General features: G+C 62.1%; 11 protein-coding genes. 4 read left to right on the top strand and 7 right to left on the bottom strand.

The window, feature by feature from the left end; all coding sequences use genetic code 11:
* The first annotated feature begins 197 nt into the window (after nucleotides 1-197).
* A complete protein-coding gene (locus HX811_RS23750) occupies nucleotides 198-6,119 on the top strand; it encodes an NEL-type E3 ubiquitin ligase domain-containing protein (RefSeq protein WP_177047603.1) in 5,922 nt (1,973 codons plus the stop codon).
* A gap of 5 nt (nucleotides 6,120-6,124) precedes the next feature.
* On the opposite strand, the gene HX811_RS23745 is transcribed toward HX811_RS23750, so the two are convergent.
* Nucleotides 6,125-6,433, bottom strand: coding sequence for a chaperone modulator CbpM (locus HX811_RS23745; protein WP_003217397.1), 309 nt, complete (start codon nucleotides 6,431-6,433; stop codon nucleotides 6,125-6,127).
* 2 nt (nucleotides 6,434-6,435) lie between these two features.
* Complete coding sequence (locus tag HX811_RS23740; protein WP_008439071.1) at nucleotides 6,436-7,383, bottom strand: DnaJ C-terminal domain-containing protein; 948 nt, start codon at nucleotides 7,381-7,383, stop codon at nucleotides 6,436-6,438.
* A 288-nt stretch (nucleotides 7,384-7,671) separates the two neighbouring features.
* On the opposite strand from HX811_RS23740, the gene HX811_RS23735 reads away from it, so the two are divergent.
* Complete coding sequence (locus tag HX811_RS23735; protein ID WP_003217400.1) at nucleotides 7,672-8,940, top strand: Hsp70 family protein; 1,269 nt, start codon at nucleotides 7,672-7,674, stop codon at nucleotides 8,938-8,940.
* Between the two features lie 134 nt (nucleotides 8,941-9,074).
* Here the strand turns inward: HX811_RS23735 and HX811_RS23730 are convergent, their stop codons facing one another.
* The 3 genes from HX811_RS23730 to HX811_RS23720 all read right to left on the bottom strand — a co-directional run bounded on the left by HX811_RS23730 (nucleotide 9,075) and on the right by HX811_RS23720 (nucleotide 11,447).
* On the bottom strand, nucleotides 9,075-10,088 hold the full coding sequence (locus HX811_RS23730) for an AI-2E family transporter (RefSeq protein ID WP_003217402.1): 1,014 nt from the start codon (nucleotides 10,086-10,088) through the stop codon (nucleotides 9,075-9,077).
* 186 nt (nucleotides 10,089-10,274) lie between these two features.
* The gene (locus HX811_RS23725; RefSeq protein WP_003217404.1) at nucleotides 10,275-10,589 is read right to left on the bottom strand and encodes a PsiF family protein; all 315 of its coding nucleotides are present in this window, start codon (nucleotides 10,587-10,589) and stop codon (nucleotides 10,275-10,277) included.
* A 63-nt stretch (nucleotides 10,590-10,652) separates the two neighbouring features.
* Nucleotides 10,653-11,447: a helix-turn-helix transcriptional regulator gene (locus HX811_RS23720; protein WP_003217407.1), complete on the bottom strand. Its 795-nt coding sequence runs from the start codon at nucleotides 11,445-11,447 to the stop codon at nucleotides 10,653-10,655.
* Nucleotides 11,448-11,544: 97 nt separating this feature from the next.
* Between HX811_RS23720 and HX811_RS23715 the strand changes: the two genes are divergently transcribed.
* Nucleotides 11,545-12,441 (top strand): DMT family transporter, encoded by an 897-nt coding sequence (locus tag HX811_RS23715; protein ID WP_134325654.1) that lies wholly within the window; start codon nucleotides 11,545-11,547, stop codon nucleotides 12,439-12,441.
* Here HX811_RS23715 and HX811_RS23710 read toward each other — a convergent pair.
* Complete coding sequence (locus HX811_RS23710) at nucleotides 12,434-12,739, bottom strand: multidrug efflux SMR transporter (RefSeq protein WP_177047601.1); 306 nt, start codon at nucleotides 12,737-12,739, stop codon at nucleotides 12,434-12,436. The two genes, HX811_RS23715 and HX811_RS23710, sit on opposite strands and share 8 nt — an antisense overlap.
* A 1-nt stretch (nucleotide 12,740) precedes the next feature.
* On the bottom strand, nucleotides 12,741-13,382 hold the full coding sequence (locus tag HX811_RS23705; RefSeq protein WP_087693121.1) for an FMN-dependent NADH-azoreductase: 642 nt from the start codon (nucleotides 13,380-13,382) through the stop codon (nucleotides 12,741-12,743).
* 124 nt (nucleotides 13,383-13,506) lie between these two features.
* Here HX811_RS23705 and HX811_RS23700 point away from each other — a divergent pair, with 124 nt between their 5' ends.
* Nucleotides 13,507-14,418 carry a LysR substrate-binding domain-containing protein gene (locus HX811_RS23700; protein ID WP_177047599.1) on the top strand — a complete coding sequence of 304 codons (912 nt, stop codon included), beginning with the start codon at nucleotides 13,507-13,509 and terminating at the stop codon, nucleotides 14,416-14,418.
* The last annotated feature ends 5 nt before the right edge of the window (nucleotides 14,419-14,423 follow it).

The following is a 14,423-nucleotide window of genomic DNA, read 5'->3' as shown; positions in this document are numbered from 1 at the left end:
CATGGACGAACACTCAAAAAGCGCTGGCAGGCTTGATGCACACGGGGGGATTTCCATGGGGTAATTAAGTCGTCGATCCATAGGTAATCCGGGGCCGATGCGTTAACTATTGCGTGCTATCCAGCGGCTTTTCGACTTATTAATCCACAGCAGTTTTCAGTAGCCTTTTTCCTTTGCTTACCCAAAGGAATGCCCCCATGCAGGATGCCCCCTCCGTTACTCCCCTCTCATCTTCCGACGACAACAGTGCGTTCATTCGCCAGGCCATTCCGGACTGGCTGGTACAGGCGCCGGCCCACCGCATAGAAGCGTTGAAACAGGCCAGGCTCGAACAGGCGCAGTGGATGGACAGCTTGTCGCCGCTGCAGCGAAGAACGTTGAAGACGTTCAATGAAACCAGCTTCAAATCTCAACACGCGGTGGATCAACACCTGGCCAATGTCCAGGCGCTCAAGCCCTTCGCCATAGGCCTGCTCAACAGCGCGCTGAAAGAACAATTCAACCTCACCGTGGATGTCGAAGGTACCTGTCTTCGTTTGTATGAGCCGCTGAGGCTCGGCACCCTGGGGGTCAAGGCCGGTCAATACAAAGTACTGGAGGTCTCGCTGGTACAGGCCGCCCTGCATAACTTTGAAGCCAGTGAAGGTGAAGATGACGCATTCGATCCTGCCTCCGGGTTCACCCAATACCCGGACCGGGACGGCGCCTCTCCCAGAATCGGCCCGACGCTGACCGTACCCGCCTTTATCAGGCTGTGCCGTACGCTGGACGTGGGTGCCCGCTACCAGGCGCACCTCAAGGAAACATTACTGCCCACCGACGAGACGGCCGCCGCCCGGTTGCGCGACGCCGTGATCACCAGCCAGAAGGATGCCCTCAGGGCTGCGGCGTACCTGGCGCTGCTCAAGCAGGACATTCTCCCGGATGACTTCACCATGGTGCTCAAGGTGGTCGACGGCGAACGCAACCCGACGCTGGGCGGCAAGCCGGTGTGGTTCAGTTGCCTGAGCGTGATGGACCGCGCGCTCATGGGGAGCGTGGTGTTTACACCGGTGGAAAAATATCGCTATGCCACCGACTTCATCGTCTACCTGCCCCACGATCCGGAGCACCCGCTCAAGCGCTACAACAGCCTTGATGCGCTGAAAACCGAACTGAACCGCCAGTGGGTGGCGCGCGACAAAGCGCCAAGCGAATCCGGCAATAACAACCGCCCGACGCCCACGAGCTACCAGCATTTTTTCAGCCAGTTTCTCAATGAACACGACAAACCGGCATTCTTCAACCGGTTTACCGAACCCGCTGCGCACTCCACCGCCGCCGTCGACGCAGTGGCGCGTTCGTCGGTGACTCAAACGATGCTGCAGATAGCCTTCCCGGTATTGACGGCGGCGGTCATGCCCCAGACGCTTCCCCCCCCGAAAGCCGGCTGCAGGGTGGTGAAGACGGACGCTCCCGACCTGTACCTGATGGTTGTATCAAGAGGCGCTCTGTGGGCAGACAACGTCGACCTGTGGGCCAACCTGTTTGAGCATGGCCGCGACAAGGCCCTGGGCGATGCGCGCGAACAGGCAGTGCCCACCGCCGATGTCGACGCCCGGGTGCGCGGGCAAAAAATTGCCGGTTGGCTGGAGGCCGGCGCTACCGTGCTCGGCCTGGGGTTGGCGTTCGTCCCGGTGCTCGGCGAAATGATGCTGGCCGCCATGGCGGGCCAATTGCTCTACGAAACCTTCGAAGGCGTGATCGACTGGAGCGAAGGCGACCGGGACACGGCCAAGGCGCACTGGTTCGACGTCGCCCAAAACCTGGCCGCCATGGCACTGCTGGCCGGCGCGGGGAAAGGTCTGCAAAAGCTCGCTGCACCGCCAACACCCGCGTTGGTACAAGGGCTCAAGCCGGTTCGTTTGCCAAGTGGCGAGCAACGGCTGTGGAAGCCCGACCTGGCCCCTTATCGCAGCCCCGCCCTATTGCCCAAGGACGCCACGTTTGATGACCTGGGCTTGCACAGCCACGACCAACAGCCGCTGCTGCCCCTCGACGATCAACTGTATGCCGTCAAACCCGAGCCCGACGGCGACACCTATCGCATACAACACCCCACACGCTCCGACGCCTATGCCCCGCAGGTGACGCATAACGGCGCGGGCGCCTGGCTGCATGAAGGTGAAGAGCCCCTGACCTGGGACGGCCCGATGCTGATGCGTCGCCTGGGTTACCGCACCCGGGGCTTGAGTGACGCGCAATTGGAACAGGCACGCCTGGCCAGCGGCATTCGCGCCGATCAACTGCGCCAGTTGCATGTGGACCTGCAACCGCCGCCTGCCCTGTTGAGCGACAGCCTGGCGCGCTTTGGCATCCATCAGCGGATCGAGACGTTTATCGAGAAAATGGGCAGCGATGACCCGCTGGACTATGCGCTGGCCGACCCGGCGATCACCGAGCGCGTCGTTGCGCAACGGGGCCTGACCTATCCGGCAGTCCTCGACCCTACACCACAGGGACTGGACGAACAGACGCTGCTGTGGCGCCGGGAAGTTGCCCAGGCCGCCCGGGACAACCGGACCTTGCTGTTCGACGTGGATTACCGCGCCCATAACCTGACCCGCTCGCCCCCGGTACAGCAGCTGATGGACAGGTTTTCCGGCCTGCCGGCGGAGGTTGCCAGGCAGTTGCTGGAAACCGCCACGGACGCGGACCTGACCGCGCTGAGTGGCCATCAGCCTTTGTCACCAAGGCTCACCGCCCTGGCGCGCGAAAGCCAGCAGCAAGTGCGCATGGCACGGGCCTATGAAGGCTTGTTCCTCGACACCCTGCAGAGCCCGGACAGTCGGCGCCTGGCCCTGCATACGTTGCCCAACTTGCCGGGGTGGGACCCGAGCCTGCGGGTGGAAATCCGCCTGGGCAGCGAACTGGGCCCCCTGATCGACGCCGTCGGTCCTGAGGCCAGCGCAGCGCCGCTGGTGCTGGTGCTGGTGATGGGTGAAGACGGATCGTTCGGCGCCACCGACTTGTATGGCGCCGTTCTGGCGCGCCTCGAGCAAGGCCAGCGCCGAGCGCTGGGCGAAGCGGCATGGGACGCCGGCACCCTGAAGCAGCGAGTGCGACAAAACCCATTGGCCCGGGATGAGCTGCGCTCGGTGCTACTGGAACACCCGGTATTGCGCAAACCCTTGGCAGGAGACCTGCGCCTGCGGGGCGGCTCCCCGCTGCACAAACTCACTCAATTGCGCAGCCCCCACACGCGGGTGCGCAAGCTGTATCCGGGGTTCAGCGACGAGCAGGCCACAGCCTTCATCGAGACCCTCGGGAGCGATGCGCGCACTGAATTGACGCGCCGGGAAGACCAGTACGCCGCCCTCAAACGCGCACTCAAGGACTGGGTGAATCGCAGTGCCCGTGAAGATACGACCCGGCGTCCATTTGAGGTAAACCCGGGAGGCCGGGAGCAGCCGGTGGCCGATGCGTTGAGGGACTGTTGGCGCCGGCAGACCGTGGACCGCGCGGGGGCAAATACCGGGCGTCGACTTGAAATCAGTGCACAGGTGAACCTGCCCCAACTGAACGCCGACTTTGGCCATGTCGATGAGTTGGTTCTCAACTACGTGAATTTCACCGTGAGCCCCGGGCAGTTCCTGGGCAACTTCCCCAATCTGAAACGTTTGACCCTCAAGCACATCGGTGGCACGGAGCGCCCGACGCTGAGCGTACTGCCCGAAGCGATTACGAATATGAAGGAACTGACCCATCTGGATCTGTCCGGCAATGCCATCCGCCTGAGCGAAACCAGCGCCGGCCAACTGGCTGGCCTGAACCACCTGGAAGCACTGTGCCTGAACGATAACCCCTTGGGCACCCTGCCCGATTTCAGCCCGCTGCTCCGATTGCGCACTCTGGAGCTGCGCAACACTCGGATCAACCAATGGCCCAGGGGCCTGCTGGAACTGCCCGAACTGAGGGAGGTCGAGCTGTCCAGCAATCAGCTCAGCGCGGTGCCCGACAACCTGCTCAACCCCGCCCCCGAAAACGTGGAAGCCAGCATCCGTCTCAACCGCATGACCCGCCTGTACAACAACCCGTTCACCCCGCAAGCCAATCAGCAGATGCGTGCGTACATCACACGCCTGGCACAAACCCGCCCGGGCTGGCGCAACGGCGGCCTGCCTGGCGCATTCGAAGTGCCGTTGAGCCACACCAACGAAATGCTGCGGGCCAGAGCGCTGTTTCCCGGCTTCAGCGAGGAGGAAAACGAACAGCTCGTACTGCATGCGGGCGACAGGGCGCCGGACGAACTGACGCGCCTGGAGGGTCAATGGCAAGCCTTGAGCACCCAACTGGACGCCTGGGCCAGGCAACGGTTCCTGATCGCCGCCGACGACGCCAACCTTCGCGTCGGCGACGCCAGCCACCGCCAGCAATTCGCCCGAAGCCTCAAGGAGTGCTGGCAGCGCCTGACCTCCAAAGCCCTGGCCCGTGATGGTTCTTCCATCGGCTACACCTTCGAGGCACTCGGTTTGAGCATTGGCGACTTGCCGGCGCTGGACGCGGATTTCAGCCATGTAGGATCGATAGAGCTACGTGGTATGCGATCGCTGCACGGACTGGATGAGTTTCTCGGGCACTTCAACCACACCCGCTGGCTCAACTTGTCGAATAGCGAGCTGCGCACCATTCCGTCTTCCGTGGCCAGGATGAACCGGCTGACCCGCCTCGACCTTGGCGGCAACCGGCTGCCTCTGGGCGAGGCCGACGTGGAGCTGCTGCAGGGGCTCACCTCGCTCAAGATCATTAAATTGAACGGTAACCCCTTGGTACGCACTCCGGATTTCAGCACCCTGCCGAACCTGCGCGGGGTGTGGCTGGGACGCACCGGGATCACTGAATGGCCGCAGGGCCTGGGACCGCTCCACACCCTGGATTTCGTCGACTTGAGCAACAACCGCATCACGGAGCTGCCCGCCGCCCAGATCAACCCGGCGCCCGAGCAGGCGGCGGCGGCCATCCGCACCAACAACGTCACGTTTATCGGAGGAAACCCACTGACGGCAGAAGCCCGAGGTCAACTGGCTGAATACTGGCTCAATGTGGCCTCCCGCCACCCCGAGGCAGAGGAGGGCCGGCATCCGCGCGCGATGCGCTATCGGGCGCCACGGCCTGCGGAAGTCGAGGCAGGAGCGCCACCGGCGCAGGTCGCGGACGACACGCCGGAACTGGCCTTCCAACACTGGATGAGTGGGTTGTCACCCCGGCAGATAGATCAAAGACGCGCCCTGTGGGAGTCGATTGCCGACAAACCCGGCTCGCAAACCTTCTTCGACATCCTCAACAACCTCAAAGACTCGGCGGAGTACCGTAGCAGCTACCCCCAACTGCAAACGCGCCTGTGGGATCTGCTCGACTCGGCCCAGCACGATGGCTTGCGTGAAGAGCTGTTCAACATTGCGAGCGACCCACGCTGTGGCGATCGGGCTGCCCTGGTGTTCAGTGATATGGAAATCAAGCAGCTGACGTGGGATGCCACCTATGGGGCCAGCGACGATGAGGCGGGGCCGGCACTGCTGGACCTGGCCAAGGGGCTGTTTCGCCTGGACGAAGTGGAATTGTCAGCAAGCGGTGACATTCGGGTTCGGGAAGGCGCGATTCGCCTGTCGAGCATGACCCCACAACAAAAATTGAGCGCCCTGGAAGGCATTGAGGACGTTGAAATCCGGCTGGCCTATCGCATGGGTTTGACACAGCGCCTTAACCTGCCCGGACAACCCGGTGAAGCCCGCTACCTTGCAACCGGCCAGGTGGCCGTCTCGGACCTGAATAATACCGCCGTCAGAATCGAACGACTGGACAACTCCCCAGCGTTCGTCCAGTCATTGTTGGGCCGAGAATTCTGGCAGGCTTTCATTCGCAAGCATTATGACGAAGCGTTCAGCAACCTCAGGGAGCCCCATGATATGCGTTTGCACCGGTTGTCCGAGGCATACGATGCGGGTGCCCTGAATGATGAGGAGTACGCAACCCAGGCTGAAAATGTGCAACTGCAACTGGCTGTGGACGAGGCGCAACTGATTCGCTCGCTGACCCTGCGCGACTGGGTGCCGTGCAAGGAGCGCTGCAGCATCACCTGATGGATTCAGGGCGTTTGCACCAACCGCCCCAACCGTTGCTTGAGCATCTGGTTCTCGGCCCGCAGTTGCTGGACTTCCTCCAGCAGGTCGAGCGCCAGGGCGACGCCTTCCCATTCCAGCTCCAGGTCCTTTTGCAGCGCCGAGGCGCGCTTGGCCAGGGCCAGTTCGTAATCGGTGAAGCGCCAGGACTCGGGACTGGTCCCCACCGGTTCAACGATGCCGTGCTCGACGATTTCGATCACGTAGGCCACCGACAGGTCGGTGGCCTCACAGAATTCTGCCATGTTCACTTGAACCAAACGGGGACTGCTCATCGTTAGCTACTCCATGATTCTCTTGGATCGAAGGCGGCTTTTTGTGCCAGTTCCTGCCACAACGCCTTGACCTCGTCGTCAGTGTTTTTCGGCATCACCGCCTTGAGTTGCACAAACAGGTAACCGCGCTGCCCGGCCTTGTTCAACAAGCCATGGCCCTTGGCGCGCATGCGCTGGCCGTTCTGGCTGCCGGCCGGCACCTTGAGGTTGATCTTGCCGGTGAGGGTCGGCACCGCCACTTCCGTGCCCAACGCCAACTCCCACGGGGCCAGTGGCAGGGTGATGATCAGGTTCTCACCTTCCACATCGAATTTAGGGTGTGGCGCGAACTTGATGATCAAGTACAGATCACCATTGGCACCACCGCCAATCCCCGGCGCGCCCTGGCCCTTGAGGCGGATGCGCTCGCCGTCGGCCACACCGGCCGGGATCTTCACGTTCAGGCTCTTGGTGGTGTTGCTGACGTGCTGGCCGGCCGCGTTGTATTGCGGCACCTGGAAGTTGACCTGCTTGGACTCGTTGGACAGGGTCTCTTCGAGGAAGACCGGCAGTTCCATTTCCACATCTTGCCCTCGACGCCCGGCACTGCGGCCCTGGGCACCACCAAAACCATTGCCGCGCGAACCGAAGATCGAGCTGAAGAAGTCCGAGAAGTCGCCGGTGTCCTGGCCACCGCCGCCATAGCCACCACGGCTCTGCCAACCTGGCGGGCCCTGGAACGGCTGGCCATGCTGGCCGTATTTGCGCAGATCGTCGTATTCGGCGCGCTTGTCGGCACTTTTCAGCGCTTCATAGGCTTCGGACGCGTCCTTGAACTTGGCTTCAGCGTCCTTTTCCTTGCTCACGTCCGGGTGATATTTGCGCGCCAGCTTGCGATAGGCGGCCTTGATCGCCTTGTCGTCAGCGGTGGGTTCTACACCGAGAATCTTGTAATAGTCTTTGAAGTCCATCGGGGGCATCACCATCCATTATCGATATCGCACTGCCAGCGTCACAGCATGCGCCTGTTTGCGGCGTCTGGATTGACCGATCTCAATCTTGTGACCGAAGGGTGCGTCAGAAGTTTATCGGCGCTGCGGGCAGAATCCTGCAGCCACCAACCGTATGGGGAGGATTTGGGGGCAAAGGCCGGGCTTTCAAGGTAACAAGTGCGTTGTATTTAGCGGATAGTCGGCCTACGCATCTGCACGCGGGTGGCATACACTGCGCGGCCGTTTTTCAACCGGAACCCGATTGACATGAAAAACCCATCCCCAGCCCGTGCCTGCGGTATCGACTTCGGCACGTCCAACTCCACCGTCGGCTGGATTCGTCCCGGCATGGAAACGCTTATCGCGCTGGAGGACGACAAGATCACGCTGCCGTCGGTGGTGTTCTTCAACTTCGAAGAGCGCCGCCCGGTGTACGGTCGCCTGGCCCTGCACGAGTACCTGGAAAACTACGAAGGCCGGCTGATGCGCTCGCTCAAGAGCCTGCTGGGTTCCAAGCTGATCAAGCACGACACCAGTGTATTGGGCACGGCCATGCCGTTCACCGACCTGCTGGCGCTGTTTATCGGCCAACTCAAGAGCCGCGCCGAGACCACCGCCGGGCGTGAGTTCGACGAAGTGGTGCTGGGCCGTCCGGTATTTTTCGTCGACGACGACCCGATGGCCGACCAGGAAGCCGAGAACACCCTGGTGGACGTGGCCCGCAAGATCGGCTTCAAGGACATCTCGTTCCAGTACGAACCGATTGCCGCGGCCTTCGACTACGAGTCCACCATCGAGAAAGAAGAGCTGGTGCTGATTGTCGACATCGGCGGGGGTACCTCCGACTTCTCCCTGGTGCGCCTGTCGCCCGAGCGCCGCCAGATCGACAACCGCCACGACGACATCCTCGCCACCGGCGGTGTGCACATCGGCGGTACCGACTTCGACAAGCAGCTCTCGCTGGCCGGCATGATGCCGCTGTTCGGCTACGGCAGCCGCATGAAAAGCGGCGCCTACATGCCCACCAGCCACCACATGAACCTGGCGACCTGGCACACCATCAACTCGGTGTATTCACAGAAATCCAAGCTGGCGCTGGGCAGCATGCGCTACGACATCGAGGACACGGGTGGCATCGACCGCCTGTTCAACCTGATCGAACAGCGCGCCGGGCACTGGTTGGCGATGGAAGTGGAAGAAACCAAGATCCAGCTGACCCGGCAGGACAGCCGCCATGTGCTGCTGGACCGGGTTGAGCCAGGGCTGAGCGTGGAATTGAGCCGGGCGTTGTTCGAGTCGGCCATCGATGGCTTGCTGGAGCGGGTGCGCAATGCGGTGACGCAACTGCTCAACGACGCCTCGGTGGACGTGGCCCAGGTGGACACGGTGTTCTTTACCGGGGGTTCCAGCGGGATTCCGGCGCTGCGCCACAGCATCTCGGCGATGCTGCCGAATGCGCAGCATGTGGAAGGGAATATCTTTGGCAGTATTGGCAGTGGTCTGGCGATTGAGGCCAGCAAGCGCTACGGCTACTGAGTTTTAGCTGAAACCGTGGCGCGCCCTTCGCGAGCAAGCCCGCTCCCACATTCGGCTGCATTCCAAAGTTGGAACTCGGTCAAATGTGGGAGCGGGCTTGCTCGCGAAGGGGCCAGTCCAGGCAACATCAATGCCTAGACCATCCCCGCCAGCTTCAACTCACTCTTCAAGTACGCATAATAAATCGGCCCCGCCACCACCCCCGGCAGGCCGAACGCGGCTTCGAACACCAGCATCGCCAGCAACAATTCCCACGACTTGGCACTGATCTGCCCGCCGACGATCCGCGCGTTGAGGAAGTACTCGACCTTGTGGATCACGATCAGGTAGCCCAACGCCGCCACCGCCACCCAGATCGACAGCGACAAGGCCACGATGGTGATCAGGGTGTTGGACATCAGGTTGCCGATCACCGGCAGCAGGCCCAGCAGGAACGTCAGCACGATCAACGTCTTGGTCAGCGGCAGGTGGATCCCGCACAGCGGCAGCACCACCGCGAGGAAGATCGCGGTGAACGCGGTGTTCAGCGCGGCGATCTTGATCTGCGCGAAAACGATGTTGCGAAAGGCCTGGACCAGCAGGTGCAGGCGATCAAACAGCGCGGCCGCCAGGGGTTTGCGCTTGGTCAGGTCCGGCACCCGTTGCAGGGCGATGATCGCCCCCAGCACCATGCCGATCAGCAAGGTCACGAACATGTGCGCGGCGTCTTTGCCCACCAGTTGCAGTTCGCTCAGGTGCTTGCTCAGCCATTCGCCGATGGCCACGCGGAACTCGGCGGCGCTGGCCGGCAGGTAGGCGTCGAGGAACGGCGGCAACTGGCCGCGGGCACGGTCGACCACGCCCATGAACTTATCGAGGGAGGCCCCCGGGTTTTCCGCTTCGTGCAGCAGGAAGCTGATGGCCCCGGCAAAGATCAGGGTCAGGATGCTGACGATCAAGGTTCCCAGCAAGGCTACCGCCAACCAGCGCGCACGCCGGCCTTCGATCAACCGCTGCAACTGCGGGGTGAGCATGTTGACCAGCTCGTACACCAGCAGCCCGGCCAGCAGGCTCGGCAGCAACTTCAACGGCAAAACCAGCAGCAGCCCGCCAAAAATCAGCACGCAACTGACCAACAACAACACGTGACGCTGAGAAAACGTTGGCATACAGCCTCAAAACGAACGGCGTTAAAGGATGGGCAGTCTGCCAGCCTTGGGTGAATCAAGCGAGAAGTCTAAACACGGTCCAATGTGGGAGCTGGCTTGCCTGCGACGGCGGTGGGTCAGCCAACAAAGGCATCGACTGTCAGGTCGCAATCTCAGGCAAGCCAGCGCCCACAAAGTTCTGCATCATTATTTCTTCAGGCAGGTGCTCATAAAGGTTTTACGCGCATCGCCGGTCAGCGCCTGGGTTTTCGCGGTGGCGTTGCAATCTTTCATCTTCTGTTGCTGTGGGGTCAGGGTCTTGGCGTCGTTGGCCGCCGGGGCCGCCTTGAGGCAGTTGCTCATGAACGCCTTGCGATCATCACCGGTCTTGCCACTGGTCTTGGCTTCGGCGTTGCAGGTAGTCATTTTTTGTTGCTGAGCCGTCTGTGCGGCAGTCGCGGCAAAGCCTTGGGAACACAGCAGCAGGCCCATCATCAACAGCGGAATACGCAGCATCTTCATGGAGTTTTCTCCCTGTTACCGTGCCGAGGGGCACGGCCTCCCCAGCAGTGTAGTCAAACCCTGTTACACCTTCCTGCCGCGTATATGGGTCCGGCGATACTGCTCCGGCGTGCAGCCGGCCTGGCGCTGGAACATCGCGATAAACGCCGAGGCCGTGCTGTAGCCCAGGTCAAACGCGACTTCCTGGACGCTGCGCGCGCTGTCCAGCGCTTCGATCGACGCCAGGAACCGCAGGCGTTGGCGCCATTCGCCGAAGCTCATCCCCAGCTCACGCACAAATTGCCGCGCCAGGGTGCGCTCACTGACATGCACCTGCTGCGCCCACTGGGCCAGCGCGCGGTTATCGCCAGGGTCGGCCTGCATGCCCTCCAGCACACTGAGCAACCCGGGATGGCTGGCATACGGCAGGAAACAATCGTGCACCGGCGCCTGCCTGAGCTGGTCTACCAGCACCTGGGCCAGGCGCACGTCGGCTTCGTTCTCGGGAATGTTGACATCACGCTCGGCGAAATCACTGAGGATCGCCTTGAGGATATCGCTGATGGTCAGGGTGCACGGCTGCGCCGGCAATTGCTCGCACAAGGCGGGCGCCAGATATACCGAGCGGTAGACGATCGCCTGGGCGTTGTAGGAACTGTGCTGGGTGTTGGGTGGGATCCATACCGCATATTGCGGCGGCGACATAAAGCGACTGCCAGCCACTTCAAAGCGCATCACGCCACGGGCCGAGTAGTCCAGGGAACCCCAGGCATGCTGGTGCGCACTGGCATGGGTGTCGGCCTCGAATTCCGAATACCGGAAATACACCGGGGCCGGCAACTGGTCAAAATCGGGAAGGTTGATGTACTTCTTGAGCATGTTGTCTGGATACAAAGGTCGGATGGCTGGATCGAAGTATAGGCTTCGATCCAGACAAAGGATAATCACCGCTCATAGACGCAATTGGTTCCTTTCGATGCAATACGCTTATCCGTTACTGGCCATTTTTATCTGGGCCGGCAATACCGTGGTCAACAAACTCGCGGTGGGGACGATTTTCCCTGCCGAGATCGGTTTTTACCGCTGGCTGCTGGCCGGCCTGCTGTTTACCCCGTTCATGCTCAAACCCGTCATCGCCAACTGGCCGCTGATTCGTCCCAACCTGGGCAAGGTCTTCATCCTCGGCGTGCTGGGCATGGCGGTGTACCAGAGCCTGGCGTATTACGCCGCGAACCTGACCTCGGCCACCAACATGGGCATTATCCTCTCGCTGATGCCACTGATGGCTCTCACCGCCGCAATCATCAGCCTTGGCCAGCGCCTGACCTTCGGCGCCCTGACCGGTGCCGTGCTGTCGTTTGCCGGCGTGGTAGTGGTGGTTTCCGCCGGTAGTCTCAGCGCCCTGCTGCAACACGGGCTGAATATGGGTGACGCGATGATGCTGGTGGCCACCCTCGCCTACGCGGTCTACAGCACCCTGCTGAAAAAATGGCAGCTGCGCTTGCCGCCACTGGTGTTGCTGTACCTGCAGGTGCTGGTGGCGGTGGTGGTGTTGTTTCCGCTGTTCCTGCTCTCCGACAAGGCAGGCCTTGGCTGGTCGAATATCCCGCTGGTGCTGTACGCCTGCCTGCTGGCCTCGATGCTCGCGCCGCTGGCCTGGATGCATTCGGTGAAGACCCTCGGCCCAAGCCGCACCACGCTGTTTTTCAATCTGCTGCCGCTGATCACCGCGTTGATTGCCGCAGTGGTGTTGAAGGAGCAACTGGCGATGTATCACCTGGTGGGCGGCTTGCTGACCCTGGGCGGGGTGATTTTGTCGGAGCGCTGGACGACGCCGGTTCGCAGCAATGTCAGCGCGCAGGAAGCTACTTGAGCCCCACCACTCCGGCGACGATCAAGCCCACCGACACCAGCTTGATCAGCGTCAGACTCTCCCCCAGCAGCGCAAACCCGAGAAACACCGTGCCCAGTGAGCCAATGGCGGTCCAGATCGGGTAGGCCATGCTCACCGGCAACTCACGCATGGCCAGGGTCAGGAAGTAGATCCCGCCCACGGCCGCGACGACGGTGACCAGCGACGGCCACAGCCGGGTGAAGCCGTCGGCGTACTTCATGCCCATGGCGAAGGTCACCTCAAAGCCGGCGGCGATCAGGAGGAAAAGCCACGACACTTCAGAAGCTCCCGGCCAGGTCGCGCAGTTGCCCCTCGACTGCATCGCAGGAACGGCGGAAAACGCTCGGGTCGGACTCTTCGCCTTCTGCGGCGATCACCGTGACGTCTTCAATGCCGATGAACCCCAACGCGGTCCGCAGGTGCGGATCGGCGTGGTTCATCGCCTCGTTTTCCCCGCCCGGGCCAAAGCCGCTGCCGCCGCGACTGGTGATGATCAAAGCCTTTTTGCCCAACAATAACGGTTGGTACTGGGCGATGCCCTGGCTGTCCTGGGTGATGTCCACGGTATGGCCCATGCGCACGATCTGGTCGATCCAGGCCTTGAGGCCGCTGGGAATCCCGAAGTTGTACATCGGTACGGAAATCACCAGCAGTTCGTGCTCGACGAGCTCGGCTACCAGCTCATTGCTCAGTTGCAAATCGGCGTGCATGGACAACGGCATCGCCTGCGGCTCCGGGTGGAAGCTGGCGGCAATGAACGCTTCGCTGACGTGGGGGATAGACGCCCGGCCCACTTCGCGGCGGGTCAACTGCGCGTCGGGATTGGCGGTGTGCCAGGCGGCCAGGAACACCTCGGCAAGGCGCCGGGAGTGGGAACGTTCGCCGCGGGGGCTGGAATGGATCGCAAGCATTTTTTTCATCTGTAGGCCTTCACACGCTAGACTCAGGCAACCTGAATGGCTGCCTCTGTTGCGCATAAATCTAGAGCCGAGCGGCCACCCTCACAAATGAGCAATAGTTGTTTTGGATGAACTGAATTCATCCATGGAGTCACACATGTTTGCCTCGCTGCCCCTGACCGCCCTGCGCGCCTTTGAATCGGCCTCGCGCCTGTTGAGCTTCAAGGCCGCCGCCCAGGAGTTGTCGGTCACGCCGACGGCGGTGTCCCATCAGATTCGCTCCCTGGAAACCTGGCTCGGCGTGCCGCTGTTCGAGCGCCTGCCGCGCCAGGTGCGCCTGACGGAACGCGGCGAGCGCCTGTTCCACAGCCTGCACGGCGCCTTGCTGGACGTCGCGCAAAGCGTCGACACCCTGCGCCCGCAGCGCAGCGCCGGCAATCTCACGCTCTCCACTACGCCGGCATTTGCCGCTCTGTGGCTGGTGCCGCGACTCGGGCGCTTCTATGCCGCCCATCCGGATATCAGCCTGCGCCTGGACACAAACTGCGCCGTCGTCGATTTGCAGCAGGACGCCAGCGTCGACCTGGTGATCCGCTACAGCATCGACAACTACACGAACCTCTACGGTTTGTGCCTGTTCGACGAATGTTTCGCCGTGTATGGCTCCCCCGAACAAGTCGCCCTGGCGCCCGAGCGCACCCCGACCCTGATCAGTGTGCGCTGGCACAACTCCAGGCTGTACGCCCTGGGCTGGCAGGCCTGGTGCGAAAAGGCCGGGGAAAACTGGTTGCAATCCGCTTCGCCGCTGCGCGAATACGACGAAGAACACTACGCCCTGCAAGCGGCCATCGCCGGCCAGGGCCTGGTGCTGGCGAGCAATATCCTGGTATCGGAAAGCGTCGCCAGCGGGTTGCTGGTGCCTTACCGGCCACAGGTCCGCGTCAACGGCGCCGGCTACAGCGCCCTGTGCGTACCGGGACGGGAACGGCACCCGCCGGTCCGGGCGTTTTTTGAGTGGTTGCAGGAGGAAGCGCGGCTGTCGGGGCACGCTCTGTAAAATCC

It is taken from the genome of Pseudomonas sp. F8002 (genome assembly GCF_013385495.1).
Taxonomy (GTDB): domain Bacteria; phylum Pseudomonadota; class Gammaproteobacteria; order Pseudomonadales; family Pseudomonadaceae; genus Aquipseudomonas.
The sequence above is the reverse complement of the archived record's forward strand: the minus strand, read 5'-3'. Positions and strand labels throughout refer to the sequence as shown.